The 22668-nt window shown below is 58.2% G+C and carries 25 protein-coding genes, 3 tRNA genes and 1 pseudogene; 16 read left to right on the top strand and 13 right to left on the bottom strand.

What is annotated here, in order from left to right; all coding sequences use genetic code 11:
• Positions 1-11: 11 nt before the first annotated feature.
• A complete protein-coding gene (locus tag ACYZUA_RS22340) occupies positions 12-242 on the top strand; it encodes a hypothetical protein (RefSeq protein ID WP_461960635.1) in 231 nt (76 codons plus the stop codon).
• A gap of 463 nt (positions 243-705) precedes the next feature.
• On the opposite strand, the gene ACYZUA_RS22335 is transcribed toward ACYZUA_RS22340, so the two are convergent.
• On the bottom strand, positions 706-1809 hold the full coding sequence (locus ACYZUA_RS22335) for an IS110 family RNA-guided transposase (protein WP_461959558.1): 1104 nt from the start codon (positions 1807-1809) through the stop codon (positions 706-708).
• Positions 1810-1962: 153 nt separating this feature from the next.
• Positions 1963-2874 carry a DMT family transporter gene (locus ACYZUA_RS22330; RefSeq protein WP_461960634.1) on the bottom strand — a complete coding sequence of 304 codons (912 nt, stop codon included), beginning with the start codon at positions 2872-2874 and terminating at the stop codon, positions 1963-1965.
• Positions 2875-2970: 96 nt separating this feature from the next.
• Here ACYZUA_RS22330 and ACYZUA_RS22325 point away from each other — a divergent pair, with 96 nt between their 5' ends.
• Positions 2971-3834, top strand: a complete 864-nt coding sequence (locus ACYZUA_RS22325; protein WP_309674573.1) for a LysR family transcriptional regulator — start codon at positions 2971-2973, stop codon at positions 3832-3834.
• Between the two features lie 121 nt (positions 3835-3955).
• Here the strand turns inward: ACYZUA_RS22325 and trhP are convergent, their stop codons facing one another.
• Positions 3956-5281: a prephenate-dependent tRNA uridine(34) hydroxylase TrhP gene (gene trhP / locus ACYZUA_RS22320; protein WP_461960633.1), complete on the bottom strand. Its 1326-nt coding sequence runs from the start codon at positions 5279-5281 to the stop codon at positions 3956-3958.
• Between the two features lie 163 nt (positions 5282-5444).
• Here trhP and ACYZUA_RS22315 point away from each other — a divergent pair, with 163 nt between their 5' ends.
• On the top strand, positions 5445-6506 hold the full coding sequence (locus tag ACYZUA_RS22315) for an AI-2E family transporter (RefSeq protein ID WP_461960632.1): 1062 nt from the start codon (positions 5445-5447) through the stop codon (positions 6504-6506).
• On the opposite strand, the gene ACYZUA_RS22310 is transcribed toward ACYZUA_RS22315, so the two are convergent.
• The 3 genes from ACYZUA_RS22310 to ACYZUA_RS22300 all read right to left on the bottom strand — a co-directional run bounded on the left by ACYZUA_RS22310 (position 6503) and on the right by ACYZUA_RS22300 (position 7587).
• Positions 6503-6685 carry a hypothetical protein gene (locus tag ACYZUA_RS22310; RefSeq protein ID WP_461960631.1) on the bottom strand — a complete coding sequence of 61 codons (183 nt, stop codon included), beginning with the start codon at positions 6683-6685 and terminating at the stop codon, positions 6503-6505. The genes ACYZUA_RS22315 and ACYZUA_RS22310 overlap by 4 nt on opposite strands.
• Before the next feature lie 100 nt (positions 6686-6785).
• Positions 6786-6980, bottom strand: a complete 195-nt coding sequence (locus tag ACYZUA_RS22305; RefSeq protein ID WP_461960630.1) for a hypothetical protein — start codon at positions 6978-6980, stop codon at positions 6786-6788.
• Between the two features lie 235 nt (positions 6981-7215).
• Positions 7216-7587: a hypothetical protein gene (locus tag ACYZUA_RS22300; RefSeq protein ID WP_461960629.1), complete on the bottom strand. Its 372-nt coding sequence runs from the start codon at positions 7585-7587 to the stop codon at positions 7216-7218.
• Positions 7588-7832: 245 nt separating this feature from the next.
• Between ACYZUA_RS22300 and ACYZUA_RS22295 the strand changes: the two genes are divergently transcribed.
• Both ACYZUA_RS22295 and ACYZUA_RS22290 read left to right on the top strand, forming a co-directional pair.
• Complete coding sequence (locus ACYZUA_RS22295) at positions 7833-8684, top strand: shikimate 5-dehydrogenase (protein ID WP_461960628.1); 852 nt, start codon at positions 7833-7835, stop codon at positions 8682-8684.
• Between the two features lie 12 nt (positions 8685-8696).
• A complete protein-coding gene (locus ACYZUA_RS22290) occupies positions 8697-9215 on the top strand; it encodes a cupin domain-containing protein (protein WP_033057334.1) in 519 nt (172 codons plus the stop codon).
• A 184-nt stretch (positions 9216-9399) separates the two neighbouring features.
• Here ACYZUA_RS22290 and ACYZUA_RS22285 read toward each other — a convergent pair whose 3' ends face one another.
• Positions 9400-10047, bottom strand: a complete 648-nt coding sequence (locus ACYZUA_RS22285) for a YceH family protein (protein WP_461960627.1) — start codon at positions 10045-10047, stop codon at positions 9400-9402.
• A 139-nt stretch (positions 10048-10186) separates the two neighbouring features.
• Between ACYZUA_RS22285 and ACYZUA_RS22280 the strand changes: the two genes are divergently transcribed.
• Positions 10187-10696 carry a DUF1993 domain-containing protein gene (locus tag ACYZUA_RS22280; RefSeq protein ID WP_461960626.1) on the top strand — a complete coding sequence of 170 codons (510 nt, stop codon included), beginning with the start codon at positions 10187-10189 and terminating at the stop codon, positions 10694-10696.
• A 175-nt stretch (positions 10697-10871) separates the two neighbouring features.
• Here ACYZUA_RS22280 and sstT read toward each other — a convergent pair whose 3' ends face one another.
• Positions 10872-12104 carry a serine/threonine transporter SstT gene (gene sstT, locus ACYZUA_RS22275; RefSeq protein WP_461960625.1) on the bottom strand — a complete coding sequence of 411 codons (1233 nt, stop codon included), beginning with the start codon at positions 12102-12104 and terminating at the stop codon, positions 10872-10874.
• A gap of 281 nt (positions 12105-12385) precedes the next feature.
• On the opposite strand from sstT, the gene ACYZUA_RS22270 reads away from it, so the two are divergent.
• Positions 12386-13540 carry an MFS transporter gene (locus ACYZUA_RS22270; protein ID WP_461960624.1) on the top strand — a complete coding sequence of 385 codons (1155 nt, stop codon included), beginning with the start codon at positions 12386-12388 and terminating at the stop codon, positions 13538-13540.
• A gap of 4 nt (positions 13541-13544) precedes the next feature.
• On the opposite strand, the gene nhaR is transcribed toward ACYZUA_RS22270, so the two are convergent.
• Positions 13545-14444, bottom strand: a complete 900-nt coding sequence (nhaR, locus tag ACYZUA_RS22265; protein ID WP_461960623.1) for a transcriptional activator NhaR — start codon at positions 14442-14444, stop codon at positions 13545-13547.
• A gap of 135 nt (positions 14445-14579) precedes the next feature.
• On the opposite strand from nhaR, the gene ACYZUA_RS22260 reads away from it, so the two are divergent.
• A complete protein-coding gene (locus ACYZUA_RS22260) occupies positions 14580-14822 on the top strand; it encodes a hypothetical protein (protein WP_461960622.1) in 243 nt (80 codons plus the stop codon).
• Positions 14823-14850: 28 nt separating this feature from the next.
• Entirely contained in the window at positions 14851-15600 is a 750-nt protein-coding gene (locus ACYZUA_RS22255; protein WP_461960621.1) for a TerC family protein, read from the top strand.
• Between the two features lie 77 nt (positions 15601-15677).
• Here the strand turns inward: ACYZUA_RS22255 and ACYZUA_RS22250 are convergent, their stop codons facing one another.
• Positions 15678-15845, bottom strand: a complete 168-nt coding sequence (locus tag ACYZUA_RS22250; RefSeq protein ID WP_165934015.1) for a hypothetical protein — start codon at positions 15843-15845, stop codon at positions 15678-15680.
• A 167-nt stretch (positions 15846-16012) separates the two neighbouring features.
• Here ACYZUA_RS22250 and ACYZUA_RS22245 point away from each other — a divergent pair.
• The 3 genes and pseudogenes from ACYZUA_RS22245 (at position 16013) to ACYZUA_RS22235 (ending at position 17277) form a co-directional block, all read left to right on the top strand.
• Positions 16013-16742 (top strand): annotated as a pseudogene (locus ACYZUA_RS22245) (peptidase C39 family protein).
• Positions 16743-16837: 95 nt separating this feature from the next.
• The gene (locus tag ACYZUA_RS22240; protein ID WP_461960620.1) at positions 16838-17044 is read left to right on the top strand and encodes a DUF6021 family protein; all 207 of its coding nucleotides are present in this window, start codon (positions 16838-16840) and stop codon (positions 17042-17044) included.
• Positions 17045-17061: 17 nt separating this feature from the next.
• Complete coding sequence (locus ACYZUA_RS22235) at positions 17062-17277, top strand: hypothetical protein (protein ID WP_461960619.1); 216 nt, start codon at positions 17062-17064, stop codon at positions 17275-17277.
• Between the two features lie 54 nt (positions 17278-17331).
• Here ACYZUA_RS22235 and pbpG read toward each other — a convergent pair whose 3' ends face one another.
• The 3 genes from pbpG to folD form a co-directional block, all read right to left on the bottom strand.
• On the bottom strand, positions 17332-18270 hold the full coding sequence (pbpG, locus tag ACYZUA_RS22230) for a D-alanyl-D-alanine endopeptidase (RefSeq protein ID WP_461960618.1): 939 nt from the start codon (positions 18268-18270) through the stop codon (positions 17332-17334).
• A gap of 175 nt (positions 18271-18445) precedes the next feature.
• Positions 18446-19246: a methanethiol S-methyltransferase gene (gene mddA / locus ACYZUA_RS22225; RefSeq protein WP_461960617.1), complete on the bottom strand. Its 801-nt coding sequence runs from the start codon at positions 19244-19246 to the stop codon at positions 18446-18448.
• A 204-nt stretch (positions 19247-19450) separates the two neighbouring features.
• The gene (folD, locus tag ACYZUA_RS22220) at positions 19451-20305 is read right to left on the bottom strand and encodes a bifunctional methylenetetrahydrofolate dehydrogenase/methenyltetrahydrofolate cyclohydrolase FolD (protein ID WP_461960616.1); all 855 of its coding nucleotides are present in this window, start codon (positions 20303-20305) and stop codon (positions 19451-19453) included.
• A 279-nt stretch (positions 20306-20584) separates the two neighbouring features.
• Between folD and ACYZUA_RS22215 the strand changes: the two genes are divergently transcribed.
• From ACYZUA_RS22215 to tig, 4 genes are all read left to right on the top strand, one after another.
• Positions 20585-20661: transfer RNA gene (locus tag ACYZUA_RS22215), tRNA-Arg, on the top strand.
• A gap of 40 nt (positions 20662-20701) precedes the next feature.
• Positions 20702-20777: transfer RNA gene (locus tag ACYZUA_RS22210), tRNA-His, on the top strand.
• A 54-nt stretch (positions 20778-20831) separates the two neighbouring features.
• Positions 20832-20916: transfer RNA gene (locus ACYZUA_RS22205), tRNA-Leu, on the top strand.
• Positions 20917-21338: 422 nt separating this feature from the next.
• Positions 21339-22649 carry a trigger factor gene (tig, locus tag ACYZUA_RS22200; protein ID WP_461960615.1) on the top strand — a complete coding sequence of 437 codons (1311 nt, stop codon included), beginning with the start codon at positions 21339-21341 and terminating at the stop codon, positions 22647-22649.
• The last annotated feature ends 19 nt before the right edge of the window (positions 22650-22668 follow it).

Below are 22668 nucleotides of genomic sequence, written 5' to 3'. Positions count from 1 at the left end.
TGAGGTGCGTCATGGCTAACGATTCGATGTTCCAGGGTGGAACGCCCAATACCGACCCAACCCGACCCATGCCCGGCATCGACGAGCCGACGATGGATCACGACGCGCCCCCCGGCATGGACCCTTCGCGGGACCCGACTGAGGCCGACATTGATCGACCTGAAGACTGGATGGATCCAGATGCGGCCGAGGACTTGCCTCCGGCAGATGAGCCAACACCGCTGTCCGATGACAGGCGATAAAAACAACCCGGCCATTGCGTCTAATGCCAATCAGTTAAGCAATTTCAGCTGCGATGCACTTTCGTGTAGCAGCTGGCGAAGCCTGCGTTCGGCTGCGCAGCAGTTGTAAAATCAGCTATTGCGGTGCGTCAGGCGGACCGCGTTAGCCGGATTCACGACTGCTTCGTCCGAACGCGGCCCGAACCTAACGCAGGCTTCGCCAGCTGCTATGTATGGACTCGCCCCCACTGTCTACCCGCTTTTAAAAAAACTGCCGCCCCGTTGCATCTATGTATTAGGCCTACTCGAGGAAGCCGTCGTCGGCTTCTGGCCAAAATTGGAAGAGCTCGTGGCATGCCGATTACAGTCAGGCCTCGAAGGCCACTAGCAGCTTAGGCATCTATCCACGCCGGTCTTACCAGGGGTCAATGTTTTTTCAGCAACAGGTTGGTCAGTAGGTACCTCGGTGGCAGAACTCGGTGGATCAGTGGCTCATCGTCGCTTGCTGGCCGTCGGCGGGCTGGCGACGATAAGTCTGGTCATTCTGTAACAGCACCCAGACGATGCGCAGGTTGCGATTGGCCAACCTGACCGCCGCGTCCTTGCGGCCCAATCGGCTCATCCAGCGCAACAAACGGCGGTCGTCGGGCTGTTGGGAATCAGGTCGCAACTGCTGCAATACCGCGTGGGCACCCTGGATCATCAGGCTGCGCAAATAGCTATCGCCTCGCTTGGTCATGTCCCCCAGTTGAATCGTCTTCCCGCTGCTGTGCTGATCAGGGACCATGCCGAAGTACGCGGCGAACATGCGAGCATCGGCAAAGCGCTCCGGCTTGGTTTCCTTGGCCACCAGCGCCGTAGCGGTGATGGGGCCGATACCGCGCACGGTCATCAACCGTTTGGCTGTATTGTCGGCGTTCGCGGCCACTTCCAGGCGTCCCGTCAGGACGTTGATGCGCTCGCCCAAATGGCGCCACTCGGCCAGCAGTTCGTCGATCAGCTCGCGCAACAGGGCAGGCACCGGCTGGGTGGCATCCTCCAATATCCGCGGGATTCTCTGGCTGATCGCGACGTCGCCCTGTGCCAGCGCAATCCCGTGCTCCAGCAGCAGGCCGCGCATCTGATTACTCACGGCGGTGCGGCGACGCACGTAACCTTGACGAGCGCGATGCAGTGCCTGCATGGCCAGCGCTGCGACACTTTTGACCGGCACTGCGCAGATCTTTTCGTCGCGACCGGCACGCAGGATTGCCAGCGCATCGTTACGATCATTTTTAGGGCCGCTGCGATGCTTGGCCACCAGACCGGCAGGAAGGATCCGCGCCAGGTTGCCTTGATCCTGCAGCTGCCGGGCCCAAGCTTGAGCGCCCGGGCCGGTCTCCATCAGGACCACGACATGAGGCGGCAGCTGGCGGAGAAACTCATAGAACGCCTCGCGCGACTTGATCCGCTGCTCATAATGCACCTTGCCGAGGGCGTCTTCGCCGGCGAGCTGGAAAACATGCTTGGCCAGGTCGACCGCCACGGTAGTGCAGGCCGATAAATCGGCAGAAGACAAGGATTGATCAATCGAAGTATGCTTTTTCATGGACTCGCCCTCGCTGTCGTTGGCTGTTTAGACTGCCACCGTGGCGCATTGACGCCTCGGCGTGGGCGAGTCCATTCAATTACGAATCGCGTTTTGGCTTAACTGATCGGGATTGGCCATTGCGCTGGGTTTTTTGTGCTCGACAGGTTTGCATCAGGCCTCGGTTACTCGAACAACCACCGGCCTGCGTTCCAGATTCAATGCCAACACGCTAACCAGCACCACCAGTGCGCCCCCAACGATCATCAACGTCGGCCGCTCGCCCAGCGCAAAAGAGGCAATCGCCATGGCGGTCGGTGGAATCAGATACAGCGTCATCGTTGCGCGGCTCAAATCCACATGAGTGAGCACATAGGCCCAGGCGAGATACGCAAGGGCACTTGGGAAAATGCCCAACCCGATGACCGCAAGCTGCACTTCAACCGGAGCACTGATGACCTGGCTCACCAGCTCCGGGAGATAAACCAACAGCAGCAGCGTCCCGAACCAAACCGTGTAACACACCAACGTCAGCCCGTCGTAGCGCCGCGAGTGATGCTTCTGTAAGGCAAAGTAGAAACTCCATGACACCGCCGCCAGCAGGATCAATAAGCCATGGGCGTCGATGCTCCCCAGTCCGTGATCCCCGGCCACCACAATCACCACGCCGATCAACCCCAGAAGAATGCAGCCCCAGCGCCACGCGCTCACCCGGTCCTTGAACACGAAGCGCGCCAGCAACGTGCTGAACAACGGCGTTGATTGCGCCAACACACTGGAGGCGCCGGCGCTGACACTTTGCTGGCCGAAATTCAGCGCGACATGGTGCAGGCTCACGGCAAAAAAACCGAGTGCGAACAGCAGCGGCAGGTCACGCATTTTCGGCAGGCTGATACCCCGGAACACTGCGACCACCGCCATGAATGCCGACGCCAGCAGAAACCGCAGCAAGGCCAGATGACCAGGCTCATAGGCCTGCAAACCGATGTGAATACCGGTCGGTGAGTAACCCCAGCAGCCGACCACAAATGCCATGGCCAGGATGATTTTGACGGGCGAACCGGGGGAGGGCGTGAGTGGCTTCATGATCGGGCACCTGTAGGCGGATGTACCCAGTATCAGAAGCCTGACTGTTCGCCACAACTGACTTATAGTGCGTCAACTCTTCACTTTAGGTGATGTATGGAGCTGGCACAGATACGCATGTTCAAGACCGTCGCCGAGGTCGGCAGCATCGCCCGCGCAGCCGAGCTATTGCATTGTGTGCCGTCGAATATCACGGCGCGGATCAAGTCCCTGGAAGCGGAGCTGGGTGTTGCGCTGTTTCTGCGCGAGGGCCGAGGGCTGCGAATCAGCCCGGCGGGGCAGACCTTTCTGGCTTATGCCTCGAAAATTCTCGCCCTGACGGCGGAAGCCAAGCGCGCCGTAGACCCTTCGTCCGAGCCGTCCGGGCCGTTGCGCATTGGCGCCATCGAGTCGTCGGCGACCGGTCGATTGCCGCGTTTGCTGGCGAAATTCCACAAACGTTTCCCCGGCGTTGCGCTGGAACTGACCACCGGCACCTGGAGCCAATTGCTCGACGACACACTCAATCACCGGCTCGACGGCGCGATCGTCGCAGTGGATGTCGAGCGTTCACACCTCAAGCGCACGCCGATGTACCGCGAGGAGCTTTTGTTGATCGCCTCGACATCCTTGGGGCCGGTGCGTGACATCGCGGACTTGCAGGACAAGACCGTGTTCATGTGGCCTCAGGGCTGTCCCTACCGGGCGGCGCTGGAGCATTGGTTGCTGCGGCAGGGGCAGGCGTTGCCGATTGTCAGCCTGGCCAGTTACGGGGCGATTGTCGGCTGCGTCAGTGCCGGGGCGGGTGTCGCGCTGGTGCCAAAAGGCGTGTTTGATCAGTACGCCAAAGGGGCGGGTTGCGCGGGGTATGAGTTCCCCGAGCTGACGGCGATCGACAACCTGTTTTACTGGCATGAAAACGCCGGGGTTCACCCGGCGCGGGAGGCGTTTGTGGGGATGTTGCGGGAGGAGTTCACGTAACGGCTTACCTGTGGGAGCGAGCCTGCTCGCGAAAGCGGTTCAACATCCAACAATGATGTTGGCTGAAAGTCCGTCTTCGCGAGCAGGCTCGCTCCCACAAGTTTGTGTCGCTTGATGATATTCAGCTTACGCTGACATCCCGCATCAACAACCCAAACCGCAAATCCACCGCATCCGGAATCGGCAGGTACACCGTATGCCCGTCCCCCGGCGCCACCTCGATCGGCTCGCCTTTGACGTTTTGTAGCTCATGCAAGTCGAATTGGAAGTTGCCCTTGGGCGTCATCAGTTCCAGGTGGTCGCCCAGGCCAAATCGATTCTTCACCTTGATTTCCGCCATCCGGTCACGCCGCTCGCCGGTCAGCTCGCCGACAAACTGCTGCCGCTCCGACACCGAACTGCCGTGCTGGTAGTTCTGGTATTCGTCATGCACATGCCGCCGCAGAAAACCTTCGGTGTAACCGCGCTGGGCGAGGGATTCCAGATCGGTCATCAGGCTGCGGTCGAACTCGCGACCGGCCACCGCGTCGTCGATCGCCCGACGATAAACCTGAGTGGTCCGCGCGCAATAAAAGTGGGATTTGGTCCGGCCCTCGATTTTCAGCGAGTGCACGCCCATCTGCGTCAGGCGCTCGACATGCTGCACCGCGCGCAGGTCCTTGGCGTTCATGATGTAAGTGCCGTGTTCGTCTTCGAAGGCCGGCATCAATTCGTCGGGCCGGTTGGCTTCCTGCAACAGGAACACCTGATCGGTCGGGGCGCCGATGCCCAGGGTCGGTTCGGGCTGGAAGGTCTGCACGATCTCGCCGAGCTGGTTTTCTGTGGCCTCTTGCGCCGAATATTTCCAGCGACAGGCGTTGGTGCAACTGCCCTGGTTCGCGTCGCGCTTGTTCATATAGCCCGACAACAGGCAGCGACCGGAATAAGCCATGCACAAGGCGCCGTGGACGAACACCTCCAGCTCCATCGCCGGGACTTGCTCGCGGATTTCGGCGATTTCTTCCAGGGACAGTTCCCGCGACAGGATGACCCGGCTCAAGCCTTGTTGCTGCCAGAACTCGACACTGGCCCAGTTCACCGTGTTGGCCTGTACCGAAAGGTGAATCGGCATCTGCGGATAATGCCGGCGAACCAGCATGATCAGGCCTGGATCGGACATGATCAGCGCATCCGGCGCCATGGCAATCACCGGCGCCAGGTCTTTGAGGAAGGTTTTCAGTTTGGCGTTGTGCGGGGCGATGTTCACCACCACATAGAAGCGCTTGCCTTGAGCCTGGGCCTCGTGGATGCCGAGGGCCAGATTGGCGTGATCGAATTCGTTGTTGCGCACCCGCAGGCTGTAGCGCGGCTGACCGGCGTACACCGCGTCGGCGCCGTAGGCGAAGGCATATCGCATGTTTTTCAGGGTGCCGGCAGGGGCGAGCAGTTCTGGGGGTAGGAGGGTCATGGCAGAGTCGGTCACAAAAGCCGCCAAGAATAAGCGGCTTGCCCGCGGGGTTCATTGATCTGGATCTATGCTTGATGAACAAACGGATGGCACTCGCGCGAACCGTGGCGGACTAAGCATCAGGGCGCGACATTGTGTCCTTGCGGACTGACATGGATCGGACATGAACGAAGAGACAGTACAAAACAAATCACTGGTGATCTTGCTGGGGCTGGTCACCGCCGCTTTCGTCTGGATTTTGCTGCCGTTTTACGGTGCGGTGTTCTGGGCGGTCATCCTCGGCATCCTCTTCGCGCCCCTGCAGCGTCGACTGCAACTGAAGTTCGGCTGGGAGCGCAACTTGACGTCGCTGCTCACCTTGAGCATCTGCCTGGTGATCGCGATCCTGCCGGTGATCATCCTCAGTATCTTGCTGGTTCAAGAAGGGGCCGCGCTGTACAAGAGCATCGAAAGCGGCGAACTGGACATCGCCGGGTATGTGACGCATTTCAAACGCAGCTTGCCGCCGTATTTTCAGCATGTGCTCGATCGGGCCGGGGTTGGCGAGCTGGACGGGTTGCGGGAGAAAATCATCAAGAGTGCAGTGTCGGGCAATGAGTTCATCGCCAACAAAGCCTTCAGTTTTGGTCAGGGTACGTTCGAATTCGTGGTTGGGTTTTTCATCATGCTGTACCTGCTGTTCTTCTTTCTGCGGGACGGCGCCGAACTGGCGCGAAAAGTTCGTGCCGCTGTGCCGCTGCAGGAGCACCAGAAACGTCGCTTGCAACTCAAGTTCAATCGCGTGGTGCGGGCGACAGTGAAGGGCAACCTGCTGGTGGCAATCACGCAAGGCGCGTTGGGCGGTTTGATTTTTTGGTTTCTGGACGTTCCGAGCGCGTTGCTCTGGGCGGTGCTGATGGCGTTTCTATCCCTGTTGCCAGCGGTGGGAGCGGGGATCGTCTGGGCACCGGTAGCGGCATTTTTCCTGTTCGCCGGGGCGATCTGGCAGGGCGTAGTGCTGGTGCTGTTCGGGATTTTTGTGATCGGCCTGGTGGATAACGTGCTGCGACCGATCCTGGTGGGCAAGGATACCAAGATGCCGGACTATCTGATCCTGATCTCGACCCTTGGCGGTCTGGCGGTCTTCGGCCTCAATGGCTTTGTGATCGGGCCGCTGATCGCTGCGCTGTTTATGTCGAGCTGGTCAATCTTCATTGAAACCAAGCCGAGGGTGCAGCTGCCTTAAGCGCTGATATGGCCTTGGCCGATGCGTTGCGACAATGCCTGGGCGGCCGGCAGCGAGGTGAGCGGGCCGCTGATCGGTTCGCCGTCCTGCACCAGGTACCAACAGGCGAGCAATCCTAGCTCTCTAAGCGGTGCGGGAACGGCGCTGCCGATAACGGACATGATCTGAACCTGGGACATAAGTACCTCCATCAATCTGTGGAGCTACCTTACGGACCGGACGCTTGAACGGACAATCAACGCTTTCGATAGTCGTCATTGATGCCAGTGAGGCTTCGCTTCAGTCCACCACCAGATCCAGCATATGAACAACTTCCTGCTCGTTGAGCAGGCCTTTTCGCACCAGGTTTTCTGCCAGCAGCGAAAGAAACTTGGCGTTGCGATGGCCTTCCAGGTGCTTGAGTTCGGTCAGTGCGTTGTACACCTTGCTGGAAGTGCACAAGCCGACAATGCGGTGCGGGTTTTGCGTGGGCATAAGGTCGTCCTTGTTTTTATCAACCTGTTGTTTACGGACAGATCCAAGATTGCGGACCCGACATGACACACATATGACCGTTTTCCCCAGCGCGGGGGAAGGATGGCGAGTCAATCTTGCCAACTTGCCCCGCAAAGACTGTCCCGACAGCGACCTTGGCGAGATTTATCCAGACCTCTGCCGACGGACGGTCACAAAAAAGGCCCCGCTGATGAGGCGGGGCCTGATGATTCCGTTACCAGCGGCCATAACCGCGAGGAGGGCCGTAGTAGCCGCGCGGTGGACCGTAATAGCCACGTGGCGGGCCGTAATAAACCGGAGGAGGGTCGTAATAGACCGGTTGTTGCACGTAGACCGGTGCCGGCTGGTAATAAACCGGGGGCGGGCCGTAGTAAACCGGTTGTGGCTGAGCGTAAACCGGTTGCTGTACATAGACTGGCCGGTTGCTGTTGATGATGGCCGAACCGACGATGGCCGTGCCAACAATCGCGCCAAATACCGCCGGTCCTTCCCAACCGTGACCGCCGTGACCGCCGCCAGCTTCTGCCTGCCCTGCGATAGCAAGAGCACTGATCAGCAAGGCTACTGTGGGGATTTTACGGATCATGATAGTTCCTCGGTTCTTCGCCCCGGCGCTTGTGCCTGCAATAGACCCAAGGATTGTCGCGGGGATACTTCTAAGACAGCGTTTTTTTCAAAATCAGCAGAGCCGTTGGGTAAATTTTGTGTAAGGTCTGTACTCGCTTCTTTACGGTTCAGTGAGGCCGCGTGCAGACACACCGTTATGATCGATCAGACCCGATGGATTGGCTAATCCCGTCCATCTGAAAGTGCTATTCAAGGAGATTTTTCATGCAGATGAACCCCAACAGAGACACCCAGCTGTGCATGTCGCTTTCCGCACGCCCCGGGAACTTCGGCCTGCGGTTTCACAATCATCTGTATGAGCAATTGGACCTGAATTTTTACTACAAGGCCTTCAGCAGTCAGGATCTGCCAGGCGCCGTTGGCGGTATTCGCGCCTTGGGGATTCGTGGTTGCGGCGTGTCGATGCCATTCAAGGAGGCTTGCATTGCGCTGGTCGATGAACTGGATCCCTCCGCTGCGGCCATTCAATCGATCAACACCATCGTTAACACTAACGGCCATCTCAAGGCTTACAACACCGACTACATCGCGATCGCCCAGTTGCTTGACACCCACCAGGTGCCGAAGGAATTGACCTTTGCCCTGCGCGGCAGCGGCGGCATGGCCAAGGCTGTGGCCAGTGCCTTGCGCGATGGTGGCTACAAAAATGGCCTGATCGTTGCCCGTAACGAGCATGCCGGGCGGGCGTTGGCCGAATCGCTGGGCTATCGATGGCAAGCGGAACTGGGCTCGGAGCGGCCGCAGATGCTGATCAACGTCACACCGATCGGGATGTCCGGCCCCGAGGCCGATCTGCTGGCGTTCGATGTTGAAACCATCGCTGCTGCCGAGACTGTCTTCGATGTCGTGGCAGTCCCCTCGGAAACACCGTTGATTGTGCGCGCTCGTGCTGAAGGCAAGCGAGTGATCACCGGACTGGAGGTGATCGCGATCCAGGCGCTGGAGCAGTTCGTGCTGTACACCGGCGTGCGGCCGACCGATGAGCAGTTTCACAAAGCCGTGGAATTTGCCCGCAGTGGCCTTGGCTATCCTGCTGCCCAGCAAGCGAAACCGTGACTGAGGTGACTCATGCATCCTGCCATTCTTAATCTGGATCAGGCCGAACTTGAACCGCTGCCCGAAGCGTTTGCCCCGACGGGAGACACCGCCGACCGCTATAGGCAACGGCAGGCGCGCATCGGCCAGCAACTGGGTGCGCAGAAGCTGGGTTATCGCCTGTATGCGCTGGAACCGGGGATGCGTGGCAGCCCGTTTCACAGTCATCGGGTCAACGAGGAGATGTTTTACATCGTGGCCGGGGAAGGGGAGATTCGTTTGGGCGCCGAGCGCTTTCCCGTTCGCGCCGGTGATGTCATTGCCTGCCCGCCGGGCGGACCTGAAGCCGCGCACCAGATCATCAACACCAGCAATGCTGAGCTGCGCTACCTGGCGGTCAGCACCCAACAATCACCCGAGATTTGCGAGTACCCGGATTCCGGCAAGTATGCGGTGATGGACGACTTCAAGGTCGATGCCGAGGGCAATGCCTCGGGCTTCGTCGCCGTCGCCAGGCCGGCGGACGGCGTGGATTATTGGGACGGCGAATAATCGCGCCTCCCTCTGTGTAGCAGCTGTCGAGCCTGCGAGGCGGCGTTTGGCTGCGCAGCAGTCGTTAAATCAAGCGACGCGGTGTTTCAGGAAAACCTTACATGCAGGGTTTACGACTGCTGCGCAGCCAAACGCCGCCTCGCAGGCTCGACAGCTGCTACATAGACTACATAGACCGCGTTGTTTATTCGAGGCGGGCCAGTCGCTCTTCCAGCGCCGCAATTCGCGCCTCCAGCTCTTCGATCCGCTCAACCGATACGCCGCCACCCGCGCTGCGCTCGGTCGGGTTCTGCCGTGCTGCCAGGATCACTTCGATGTCCGCCGGGTCGCCCAAGGCGTGCATGTAGCGGTCTTCACGCTGACCGGCCTGGCGCGGGATCAACAGCGCCAGACCGCGAGCGATCAAGCGTTCCAGTTGATGCACCACCTGTTCGGCATCTTCGAAGTCATGCATGCGGCCGCTGCGGGTCAGCAGTTCATTAACCGTTTGCGGACCGCGCAGGAACAGCAGTCCCGCAAGAATGACTTGAGCCGGCACCAGTTCCAGTGCCTTGTCGACCTTGTGTTCCCAGCGATCCGCACGGCTGCCCATCACCAGTTTGGTAAAGCCGCGTCCCTCGAGGGCGCGCAGGCTTTGTCCGACCTGACCCTGGGTAAGGTTCATCACCGGCTCGCGGCTGGTTTTCTGGTTGCAGGCAATCACCAGCGCATTGAGGGTCAGCGGATAGGTTTCCGGGCTGGTGGCCTGTTTTTCGATCAGCGAACCCAGAATGCGGATTTCCGTGCTGTTGAGTCGCGGCTCGTCGAAGGTCGTTTCTTGCTCAGTGCTCATCGCGCTTTTCCCTATGCAATCGAAGCATGCAGTCGAAGCCGCCTAGCGTAATCCTTGCTGGATAAAAGACAAGCCGCAGGAGCGGCGGGGATGGCTATAATCGCCCCACGTTTCCCTCCTGTCACAACACGAGACTGCCATGACTATTTCCCTGTACGCCGCTTCCGTTCCGGTTTTCAAACAAATGCTCAACGCCCTGAGCGACGTTTTGAACAAGGCCGAAGCCCACGCCACCGCCAAGAACATCGACCCAAATGCTTTCCTGCAAGCCCGTCTGTACCCGGACATGTTCCCGCTGATCCGTCAGGTGCAGATCGCCGTTGATTTCGCCAAGGGCGTTTCCGCGCGTCTGGCCGAAGTTGAACTGCCGAAGTACGACGACACCGAAACCACCTTCGCCGAGCTGCAAGCGCTGATCGCCAAAGTGCTGGCCTTCATCGGTGAGATCAAACCGGAGCAGATCGACGGCAAGGAAGGCATCGAAATCATTACCCGTCAGGGCACGCCGAAAGAGAAGCGCTTCACCGGCCAGGCTTACCTGCTGAGCTACGGTCTGCCGCAATTTTTCTTCCACGTCACCACCACCTACGCACTGCTGCGTCACAACGGTGTGGAAGTGGGCAAGCGCGATTACATGGGCGCGTTCTAAACCTCCCAGCGTAAAAAAGCCCGCCAAGGTGTAAGCCTTGGCGGGCTTTTTTTGATCCTGCGGATCGGGGGATGCTCGGGATTGGCGGCTCATGTAATACCTGTAGGAGCCAGGCTTGCCGGCGAAGGCGATCTCAGGTGCGCCTTCGCCGGCAAGCCTGGCTCCTACAGATACGCTATGCGAGACGCTCGGCTTTCTGTTCTTCGCCCAAGCAAGCCGCGGCAGTGAACAGTACGTCGGTTGAGGAATTCAGCGCAGTTTCCGCCGAGTCCTGCAGCACACCGATGATGAACCCGACCGCCACCACCTGCATGGCGATCTCACTTGGAATGCCAAACAGGCTGCACGCCAGTGGAATCAACAGCAACGAGCCGCCCGCCACGCCCGAGGCACCACAGGCACAGATCGCCGCGACGACGCTCAGCAGAATGGCCGTCGGAACGTCCACGGCGATGCCCAGTGTATGCACGGCGGCCAGTGTCAGCACGGTAATGGTGATCGCGGCGCCGGCCATGTTGATGGTCGCGCCGAGCGGGATCGAGACCGAGTAGGTGTCTTCGTGCAGACCCAGGCGCTTGCTCAATTCCAGATTGACCGGAATGTTCGCCGCCGAGCTGCGGGTGAAAAACGCGGTGATGCCGCTTTCGCGCAAGCACGTGATCACCAGCGGATAAGGGTTGCGACGCAGCTTCCAGAACACGATGACCGGGTTCATCACCAGCGCCACAAACAGCATGCAGCCCAGCAGCACCGCCAGCAGATGCACGTAGCCGATGAGGGCACCGAAACCGGAGGTGGCGAGGGTCGAAGCCACCAGGCCGAAAATGCCCAGCGGCGCAAAACGAATCACCAAACGCACGATCAGGGTCACGCCGTTCGACAAGTCACCGAGCACCTCGCGAGTGGTGTCACCGGCATGGCGAATGGCAACGCCCATACCAATCGCCCACGCCAGAATGCCGATGAAGTTGGCATTCATCAGCGCGCTGACCGGGTTGTCGACCACGCTCAGCAGCAGACTTTGCAGCACTTCACTGATACCGCCCGGCGCGGTGATCGCAACGTCTTGAGTGGCCAATACCAGGCTCGACGGGAACAACGTACTGGCGACAACGGCCACCACCGCCGCCGCGAAAGTTCCCAGCAGATACAGAAACAGAATCGGCCGGATGTGGGTTTCCTGGCCGTGCTTATGGTTGGCAATCGAGGCCATGACCAGCACGAACACCAGAATCGGCGCGACAGCTTTAAGCGCCGATACGAAGACTTTGCCGATGAACGCGGTGGACTTCGCCACCTCCGGCGCGATCAGGGCCAGGGCAATCCCGGCGATCAGGCCGATGATGATTTGTGTGACCAGGCTTAAGCGTTTCAGGCGTAACCAAAGCGAAGGGGATGGAGCGGTCATAAAACGGCATCTCTGATTTTATTAGGTGCGGAGGTATCGCGACATCAATGCCAATCAATGGCCGATGAACAGGGTGTACGTATCGCAGGGCGCGGACTTTATCACAGCGTGGTCTTCATCCTTCAGACCTGTGACGATCTGCCGCCCGAAGGGGCAACGAGATCGGCAGGTTCGTGCAACCCTGATCGGAAACACTCTGTTAAGATTCGCCATCCTCATTTTCAAGTCATGCCAGTGGGCCTTCGGGCCATCGCTGATGTCGTCGTTTTCTGGAGTTCTGCATGCTGTTGCCCATCCTTCTGTTGTCTGCCGCCGGTTTCACGGTGCTGACCACGGAATTCATCATCGTCGGCCTGTTGCCGGCGATCGCTCGAGACCTTGAAGTCAGCGTCCCCCAGGCGGGTTTGCTGGTGACCTTGTTCGCCTTCACGGTCGCTGCATTCGGGCCGTTCCTGACCGCCTGGTTCGCGAGGTTCGAGCGTCGCAAATTGTTCATCTCGGTGCTGATCATGTTCGGCCTGGCCAACACCCTCGCGGCGTTTGCGCCGAACATCTGGGTGATGTCCGTCGCCCGGTTGATCCCCGCGTTGGGGCTGCCAGTGTTCTGGGCGCTGGCCAGTGAAACCGCGGTGGACATTGTCGGCCCGGACTACGCCGGTCGCGCCATCGCCAAGATTGGTTTCGGCATTGTTTGCGCGACGGTGTTCGGCATTCCGGTGGGCACACTGATCTCCGATGCGTTCGGTTGGCGCAGTGCTTTCGGCATTCTGGCGGTGATCGCGTTTGCCAAGGCGTTGCTGCTGTTTATCTACTTGCCGAAAACCAATCTGCATCAGCATCAAGTGAGCTTTCGCTCTCAGTTCAGAATCCTGCGCAGCCCGCTGATGGTGGGGCATGTGCTGCTGTCGATCCTGGTGTTTAGCGGTATGTTTACCGCCTACACCTATTTGGCGGACATTCTTGAGCGACTGGCCGGTTTCAGCGGCTCGGTGGTCGGCTGGTGCCTGATGGGCTTCGGCGCGGTCGGCTTGATCGGCAACTCACTGGGAGGCCGCGCAGTGGATCGTCATCCGTTGATCGCCTCGATGATGTTCTGCGCGTTCATGATCGCCGGCCTGGTGGCGTTGGTGCCGAACATTCATTCGCCGCTGGGTCTGGCTGCAGCGATGGGGATCTGGGGCGTGACTCAAGCGGCGTTGTTCCTTGTCAGCCATGTGCGATTGATGAAGGCTGCACCCGAAGCGCCGGCGTTCGCGGCATCGCTGAACATTGCCGGCGCTAATCTCGGGATTGGCCTGGGCGCCATGATTGGCGGTAGGGTCATCGACGGTGTGGGGCTGCAAGGTCTTGGTTTCGCAGCGGCCGCTTTTATCCTCGCCTCGATCCTCCTGGCCATTGCGCTGATGACCTTCAAACCCCGCGAAGTCTGCGCCTGACACCTCACATTTCGGTGAACAACTCGCGTCGGGCACCTTCGGTAATCGCGACAATGCCGGGGTGCATGACCTTGCGTTCCACCGAAATGGCGTAGAACGACTCGGTCACCGCGTCGGTCTGGCCAATCAATTCCACGCCGTATTGGCGTATCACTTCATCGGCAATCACGCTTGGGCCGATGAAAATCCCACTGCCGGATTGGCCGAACGCCTGCATCAAGGCGCTGTCGTCGAACTCGCCGACGATGCGCGGCTGGATCTGTTGCTCGGCAAACCAGCGCTGCAAGCGACTGCGCACCACGGTCTCCGGCCCTGGAATCAGCAGCGGTGCGCCGTGCAGGCTGCGGGGGAAATCCTGACCGTATTGCGCCGCCAGTTCAGCAGTGGCGAAGAAGCTGATCCCGCATTCCCCGAGTTTCTGGCTGTAGCCCTTGATGTCCAGGTGCGAGGGCATCGGGCTGTCGGAAATCACCAGGTCGAGACGCTGGATTGCCAGGTCGGCGAGCAGGCGTTCCAGTTTGTCTTCACGACAGGTGATGCGCAGCGGCTCGCTCAATTCCATGGTCGGCGCAATCAGGCGATAGACGATGGATTTGGGCACCACGTCGGCCACGCCAACCCGAAACAGAATCTGCTGCTCATTGGGCTGCGCTCGCAACATCAACTCCAGTTCTCCGCCCAGCTGAAACATTTGCTCGGCGTAGGGCAGGGTCTGACGCCCGGCCTCGGTGAGTTCAAGCTGCCGGCCGACCCGCCGAAACAGCTCGATGCCATAGGTTTGTTCGAGCAAGGAAATCTGCCCGCTGATGGTCTGCGGCGTCAGATTCAGCTGCTCACAGGCGCGCACGATGCTGCCGGTCTTGGCTACCACCCAAAAATAATGCAATTGCCGATAATTGAGCATGACGACCTACAGTTCGTAAAAACCGAAGTATAACCGCTAAAAATACGAATTTTCCTGAAGTGTTCGCCTCCCTAGAATGCCTCGCTATCAACGGGCCATCGTTTCGGCCCGGTTTGTTCTATCGAGGAAAGCATCATGAAGCTTAAAACTACGGCACTGCTGATTACGTCTTTACTGGTATTGGCCGGTTGTGACCAGGCCGAAAAAAGCGCTCAGCAACTGATGGGCAAGGCTGCCGAAACCGCCAAACAAGCGATCGACGACACCCACAAAGCCGCAGAGCAGGCAATCAGTGACGCCACGGGCGGGCTGATCAGCAAGAAAGAACAATCGGGCGAAGATAAAGCGAAAACCGAATCTTCGTCCCAGGAAATCTAAACCGTCTTAAACGAGTCAGGACTGACCCATGGAATACCTTTTAGAACTTGCTGCAAGCCCCACCGCCTGGGTTGCCCTGGCTACGTTGATCGTCATGGAAGTCGTGCTCGGCATCGATAACCTGATCTTCATTTCGATCCTGACCAACAAGCTACCCGAGCAGCATCGGCAGAAGGCGCGGCGCATTGGTATCGGCATGGCGCTGATCCTGCGACTGGCGCTGCTGAGCACCATCGCGTTCATCGTCCAGTTGACTGAGCCTGTGATCGATATCTTTGGCCAGACGTTCTCCTGGAAGGACATGATCCTGATCGCCGGCGGCCTGTTCCTGTTGTGGAAGGCGACCACCGAGATCCATCACAGCATGGACCCGGCGCCGGAAGATCCGAAGTCGGCCACCTCGACCGTGACCCTGGGCTTCGCTGCCGCGATCGGTCAGATCCTGCTGCTGGACATGGTGTTCTCCATCGACAGCATCATTACCGCTGTCGGCATGACCGAGCATTTGCCGATCATGATCATCGCGGTGGTGGTGTCGGTACTGGTGATGTTGCTGGCGGCTGATCCTCTGGCCAAGTTCATCAACGACAACCCGACGGTGGTGATGCTGGCGCTGGGCTTCCTGATCATGATCGGCATGACGCTGATCGCCGAAGGTTTCGGCGCCCATGTACCGAAAGGCTATGTGTATGCGGCCATGGCGTTCTCGGCGACGATCGAGGGTTTGAACATGATGTCGCGACGGGCAAGGCAGAAGCGTTTAGCCGCTGAAGCTTAACCTGCGTTAAACGAAACGGCCGCCTGTGCTTGATAGAGCCAGGCGGCCGTTTTTGTTTGGGTACACAAGGGTGTCGGTCAGTGTGCGGTAGCGTGCTGTTCAGCGGTTTTATCGGGTTTCGCCACTGGCGTCGACTGAGCCGGATGATGGTGCCGGCGGGTAATGCGCAGGACTCCCCATAACATGGCGGCGGCAACGGCCAGCCAGCCAGAAATCAACATCACAATGGTCATTGTCAGGCTCATCAGTGCCTCCTCTTCGCCCTGCTGCGGGCACACACTCTTTGCACATGACAGTCTAGTCGCTGCTGTGTTTCAGGCTATTGACCAAAGGTCGGCTGTCACCAATCAGTTCGCTCTATCGATTGCCATCATCTGCCGGTTAAGGCTATACCGCTGCCGCGCGGCGTCCTATGATCGACGGCCAAGCCGGGAGCGCGAGTACCTGGCGTCTAAATCAAGAGAGTGATGATGGTGCGGGTATTTTCTCGAATTCGATCGTTAGTGCTGGTCGTTGGCTGCGTTGCAGGTCTGGCTGGCTGCGCGGGGAGTGTGGCGCCGGAAATCAAGCGCCTGCCGGAGCGAGTCGAGCTCAGTGGCACGTTCTACCGTGGCGTGGCGAATCAGAGTGGGCCGCAAGTGCTGGCCAGCATGTTGTCCCAACAAGGCATTGTGATTACCCCGGGTTTGCTCGAAAAACCATTGCATTTGCCGGGTGCCGAAGCCCAGTTGCAGCAGAACATGCAGAACCTCGCTCGCGAGTACGGCATGGTCGTCTATCCCCTCGAGAGCAATCTGCCTGCACTGTTGACGCAGGTGGCGGCGGGTTACCCGGTAATGGTGCGTTTCACGGAAGGCTCTGCGTTCTGGGCTGAACCGCGTTACGCCATTCTTGCCGGGTACAACCGTCAGAAGCAGACAGTGCTGCTGCGCTCGGGCATGAATCGTCGGGAGTTGATGGGGTTCGGTTCGTTTGAATCGGCGCTCAAGGATGCCGGTGGCTGGGCCGTGCTGATTCAGAAGCCGAATCAACTGCCGGCCAATGTCGATCAGCAGCGATGGCTCAAGGCAGCGAGCGACCTAGCCCAGGCAGGACAGGAGCAGGCAGCCGCCAGGGCGAAAAAAGCGCTGAACGCGCAATAAGTCCGTTCGTCATCTGTCGGGCACCCTTGCGTGTTGTCGACCTCTAACGAAGTAGGGCCCGGATTTTCTTCGGGCCAATCTCAAAGGAGGCGCCTATGGCACGTTCCACTACCCCCGACGGCCCGCACTCGTCTGAGCATTCTTCGGGTGATGAGTTAGGCTTCGATCCAGATTCGCCGGACCTTGCCGATCCTCAGGTCGACCCCATCGGACCTGCCAAAGCGCCCAAGGATGTGAAGCCGGGCGACAATTCCAAGGAGCCCGCGAAGCCTTACGATCCACTCGCCGATCTGAAATCCTGAGCCTGATTGAGGTGCGTATGTCTACCGATTCGAGTTTCAACGACAAACGTCCGGACAGCGTTCCAACCACCCCTGAAAAAGACATCGACCCCGTGATGGATCCGGACAGCCCGTTAAGGGATCCTTTGGCCAGGCCCGTAGTCGTGCCAACGGAACATCCCCTCGGCACGAGAGACCCTAGTGCCGGGGACGGCATTCCGGATGACGACCAGATGCCGCTGCCGAATGACTGACGCCGGACGAAAAAAGCCCCGAAAATTCGGGGCTTTCTTCTATCTGTCGTTCCGTTATTTCGACGCTTCAACCACGCCGCTCTGACGATGCTTGAGGTTCTTGTCGGATTTGTACTGCAAGGCTACAGACGGCACGTTCGTGCCCTTGCCGGTTTCCACCCAGCTGCGAATGCGACTGGCATCGGCAAAGTGCGTGTACTTGCCAAAAGCATCAAGAATCACCAGCGCAACCTGGCGATTACCCATGCTGGTGACCAGCACCAGGCAGTGACCTGCCTCATTGGTGAATCCGGTTTTCGTCAGTTTGATGTCCCAGTTCGGCTTCCTGACCAGATGGTCGGTATTACGGAAACCCAGGCTGTAATTGGGTTTACGGAACGAGACGGTTTTTTCCTTGGTCGTGCTCAGCTCAGTCAATAGTGGATACTTGTGCGCGGCGATCAACAGTTTGCTCAGGTCGCGGGCGGTGGACACGTTGCGAGGGGAGAGACCGGTCGGTTCGACGAAGTGGGTGCTGGTCATGCCCAGTGCCTTGGCTTTGGCATTCATCGCTGCAATGAACGCAACATAGCCGCCACGGTAGTGATGGGCAAGGCTCGCGGCAGCGCGGTTTTCCGAGGACATCAGGGCAATCAGCAGCATTTCCCGGCGCGACAATTCGCTTTTGAGTTTGACTCGGGAAAACACGCCTTTCATTTCCGGCGTGTCGCTGATGTTGATGGAAAGGTATTCGTCCATGTTCTGATTGGCTTCGACGACGATCAGGCCAGCCATCAGTTTGCTGACGGAAGCGATCGGCATTACCACGTCAGGGTTGCTGGCATAGATGACTTTGTTGGTCTGCATATCCAGCAGCAATGCGCTGCCGGAAGCGATCTTCAGTGATGAGGTATCTCGCGGCGCCGAAGTGGTGTCGGCAGCGTTGACCATTGGCGTGGTGAAAGTCCCTGTAAATGCAAAAAATAGGCTCAGGATGGAAAGACGGATTTTCACGCTGGCGAACTCATAAGGGTGGATATGCCGTTTTGTTACGGGCTGTTTCTTTAAAACGACGCATTCTAGGAGTATGAGCTACGAAAGCGCTAGGCGCCCGTAAGGCGAGAGCATTATATGAAAAAAAATTTAATGTTTTTGATGCCTGCCCTTGGTGAGCAGGCGCCGGATTGGCTTACTTTTGATCGTTGCGCCGTGGGTCGGGTTTGCGTTTGGTCAGAGGCACCAGCATTGCGACGTTCTGCTGATAGCGTCGGTATTGCTCCCCAAACAGATCCACCAGATCTTTCTCTTCAAAATGCACCCCAATCAGGATGTAGAGAGTGTTGAGCAGCGCAAACAGTAGATGTCCGGCTGTCATGTCGGGTGTCGCCCAGAACACCATCACAAACCCCAAGTACATCGGGTGGCGAACCAGCTTGTAGAGTAAAGGGGTTTTAAAAGCGGGGTTCTCGGGGCTGGCGGAGTAAAAGGCGTTGAGTGCCTGCTTTATGCCGAACAGTTCGAAATGGCTGATCAGGAACGTCGCGAGCACGACCAGCCCCAGGCCCAGCCAAAATAAAGCCATGAGTAATCCGTGGCCCCATACAGACGTTACGCGCCAGATGGACGTCTCCATGGGTTGCCATAACCAGAACAGCAGCGCGAGCGGCAGGCACGTCGACAATACGTAGGTCGCGCGCTCGATGGGGTGTGGGACGAACCGCGTCCACCAGCGCTTGAAGCGTTTTCGCGCCATGCCGCTGTGCTGTACGGCAAACAGCGTAATCAGCAAGGTGTCGACGAGGGCAGCCACGGGCCAGCCGCGGCTGGAGCCGGAGTTAATGTCTTTGGGCACTCCAATGCCTGAGAGAAAACCCGTCAGGTAAAGCGCGGTGAGCAGAAAACACAGGTAACAGAAGAGGCTGTAAAGCAGGCCAGCGAGTTTTCCAGTGAAAACGAAAAAGCGATGTTGAGTCAGACCGCGGGGGTTCATAAATGTTGCCTTTTCAGCGTCGCGCGTACTTCCCGATTCGCGTCTACGGTTTATGGGGTGTTTCGATAATCAGTCTAGGGCGATTTAAGCTTTTCGCCGTTGCTCTGTCTGGCAGTCCTTCAGGGGGATTACTTGTTCCATGGCTGAAAACGAGAAACCCCACCAGCGGCGGGGTTTCTTGTTTGTTCAGCGTAGCCGGTGGAATCAGCTGTGCAGTGTTTCGGCTGCGTACAGGGTGTTTTCCAGCAGGCAAGCGCGGGTCATCGGGCCAACGCCACCCGGGACTGGAGTGATCCAGCCGGCGCGGGGCAGGGCGGTGTCGTAGATCACGTCACCGACCAGCTTGCCGTCTGCCTGGCGGTTGATGCCGACGTCGATCACGATCGCGCCTTCCTTGATCCACTCACCCTTTACCAGCCCCGGCTTGCCGGCGGCGACCACCACCAGATCGGCGCGACCGACGTGGCCTGCCAGATCCTTGGTGAAGCGGTGGGTGACGGTCACGGTGCAGCCGGCCAGCAGTAATTCCATCGCCATCGGGCGGCCAACAATGTTGGAAGCCCCGACAACCACTGCGTCCATCCCGTAGAGATCGACACCGGTGCTTTCCAGCAACGTCATGATGCCTTTAGGCGTGCACGGACGCAGCAGCGGAATACGCTGGGCCAGACGGCCGACGTTATAAGGGTGGAAACCGTCGACGTCCTTGTCTGGACGAATGCGCTCCAGCAATCTGGAGGCGTCCAGGTGTTCAGGTAAAGGAAGCTGAAGCAGAACGCCATCAATCGCCGGGTCGTCGTTCAGGCGATCGATCAGGTCGGTCAGCGCTTCTTGAGTGGTTTCGGAAGGCAGGTCGTAGGCTTGGGAAATGAAGCCGACCTCTTCACAGTCTTTACGCTTGTGCGAGACATAAACCTGAGAGGCAGGATCGCTGCCGACCAGGATCACCGCGAGGCCGGGCGTGCGCAGACCTTGCTGGCGACGCTCGTTGACGCGTTTGGCGATCTGCTGGCGCAGGCTGGCGGCGATCGATTTGCCGTCGATTAGTTGTGCAGTCATTGCGCGTGATTAACCATCGAGAGGGGAAAAAAAGAGAACGCATTCTCGCATGTCATGAGGTGAGGGCAAAGGCGCTTGGTCTGCAAATTCCCCTAACCCCTTTAATTAAATGAATTTTTTTTAAAAAAGAGTTGACGACCTTCAGGGTCACCTATAACATTCGTCGCACTTGTCGGGCACAGCCTAGCACTGGTTAAGAAGGTCGAGCAGAGTTGATGTTTGATTCGGTGAGACTGAAAGCACTTAGTTTGTAATCGTCCAAGAATACAGATTAACAAGGCGCCCGTAGCTCAGCTGGATAGAGCATCCGCCTTCTAAGCGGATGGTCGCAGGTTCGAGTCCTGCCGGGTGCGCCATTAGGCAGCTTTGGCACAAGTAACGCAACATGGCAATATGGTGGGCGTAGCTCAGTTGGTAGAGCACGGGATTGTGACTCCCGTTGTCGAGGGTTCGATCCCCTTCGTCCACCCCATATTTAGAAAGGCGCCAGATTAACAGTCTGGCGCCTTTGCTTTAAAAGCTTGATGCGGATGTGGTGGAATTGGTAGACACACTGGATTTAGGTTCCAGCGCCGCAAGGTGTGAGAGTTCGAGTCTCTCCGTCCGCACCATTACAAGTAGCTATTTAATAGCAGAAAACGGCGCAGCACCTGAAAAGGGCTGCGCCGTTTTTGTTTTAGAAGTCTGAATTTTCAAAGCGGCCGCAGGTTCTGGGTCGAGAGGGCGTCTCGGATCGTCGGGTTTATGTTTCTCGATGATGCTGGCTCGCCCGTTGGTCCCCTCGTGGGGTCGACTGTCAGGGATGGATTGCCGATACCTTCTATATATAGAAAGATTGGTTCAGAGCCCTGGCATGATTGGCTGTATTTGCTAACAGGGCGAGGCACAACCGTTTGTCCCCGCCTATAAATTGCCTGCTGCTTTTTTACCCGTTTTCAGTAGGGTGACTTCTTGAGTTTGACCCACTAGAATGCATGCCCTTGATTCTGGGGTCGGAAACGGCCGGCTAACGTCTGTGCAACGAGGAATATCCATGCAAGTTTCTGTTGAAAATACTTCTGCTCTTGAGCGCCGCATGAGCATCACCGTGCCGGCTGAGCGTATTGAGAGCCAGGTCAACAAGCGTCTGCAGCAGACTGCCCAAAAGGCCAAGATTGCTGGCTTCCGTCCAGGCAAAGTGCCAATGAGTGAAATCAAGCGCCGTTTTGGTGCTGATGCACGTCAGGAAGCTGTTGGCGACGTGATCCAGTCTTCTTTCTACGAAGCTGTTGTAGAGCAGAAGCTGAACCCTGCTGGCGCTCCTTCGATCGAGCCGAAATCGCTGGAAGCCGGCAAAGACCTGGAATACGTCGCGATTTTCGAAGTGTTCCCTGAGTTCACCGTTGCCGGTTTCGAAGGTATCGCGGTTGAGCGCCTGAGCGCTGACGTGGCTGATGCCGATCTGGACAAAATGCTGGAAGTGCTGCGCAAGCAGAACACCCGTTTCGAAGTGGCCGATCGCGCTGCTCAAAACGAAGACCAACTGAACATCGATTTCGTTGGCAAGGTCGACGGTGAAGTGTTCGCTGGCGGTTCCGCCAAAGGTACTCAGCTGGTTCTGGGTTCCGGCCGCATGGTCCCTGGTTTTGAAGACGGTCTGGTTGGCGCTAAAGCCGGCGAAGAGCGCGTTCTGAACCTGACCTTCCCTGAGGACTATCAGAACCTCGACCTGGCAGGCAAAACCGCTGAGTTCACCGTGACCGTGAACACTGTTTCCGAGCCAAAACTGCCAGAACTGACCGAAGAATTCTTCGCTCAATTCGGCATCAAGGAAACGGGTCTGGAAGGCTTCCGCACCGAAGTTCGCAAGAACATGGAGCGTGAACTGCGTCAGGCGATCAAATCCAAGGTCAAGAATCAGGTAATGGACGGTCTGCTGGCCACCAACCCGATCGAAGTGCCTAAGGCTCTGCTGTCCAACGAAGTTGACCGTCTGCGCGTGCAGGCCGTTCAGCAGTTCGGCGGCAACATCAAGCCAGAGCAACTGCCGGCCGAGCTGTTCGAAGAGCAAGCCAAGCGCCGCGTTGTGCTGGGTCTGATCGTGGCTGAAGTGGTCAAGCAATTCGACCTCAAGCCTGACGAAGCCCGCGTTCGTGAAATGATTCAGGAAATGGCTTCGGCTTACCAGGAGCCTGAGCAGGTTGTGTCCTGGTACTACAAGAACGACCAGCAACTGAACGAAGTCCGTTCGGTTGTGCTGGAAGAACAAGTTGTGGATACTGTTCTGCAGAAAGCTAGCGTGACCGACAAATCGGTCTCTTACGAAGAAGCAGTCAAGCCGGTAGAAGCTCCACAAGCCGACTGATCGTTTTTGCGGTAAGAAG

Source organism: Pseudomonas sp. LS2P72 (genome assembly GCF_054897865.1).
Note: the sequence above shows the minus strand (reverse complement) of the source record. Positions and strands in the feature narration are given on the sequence as shown.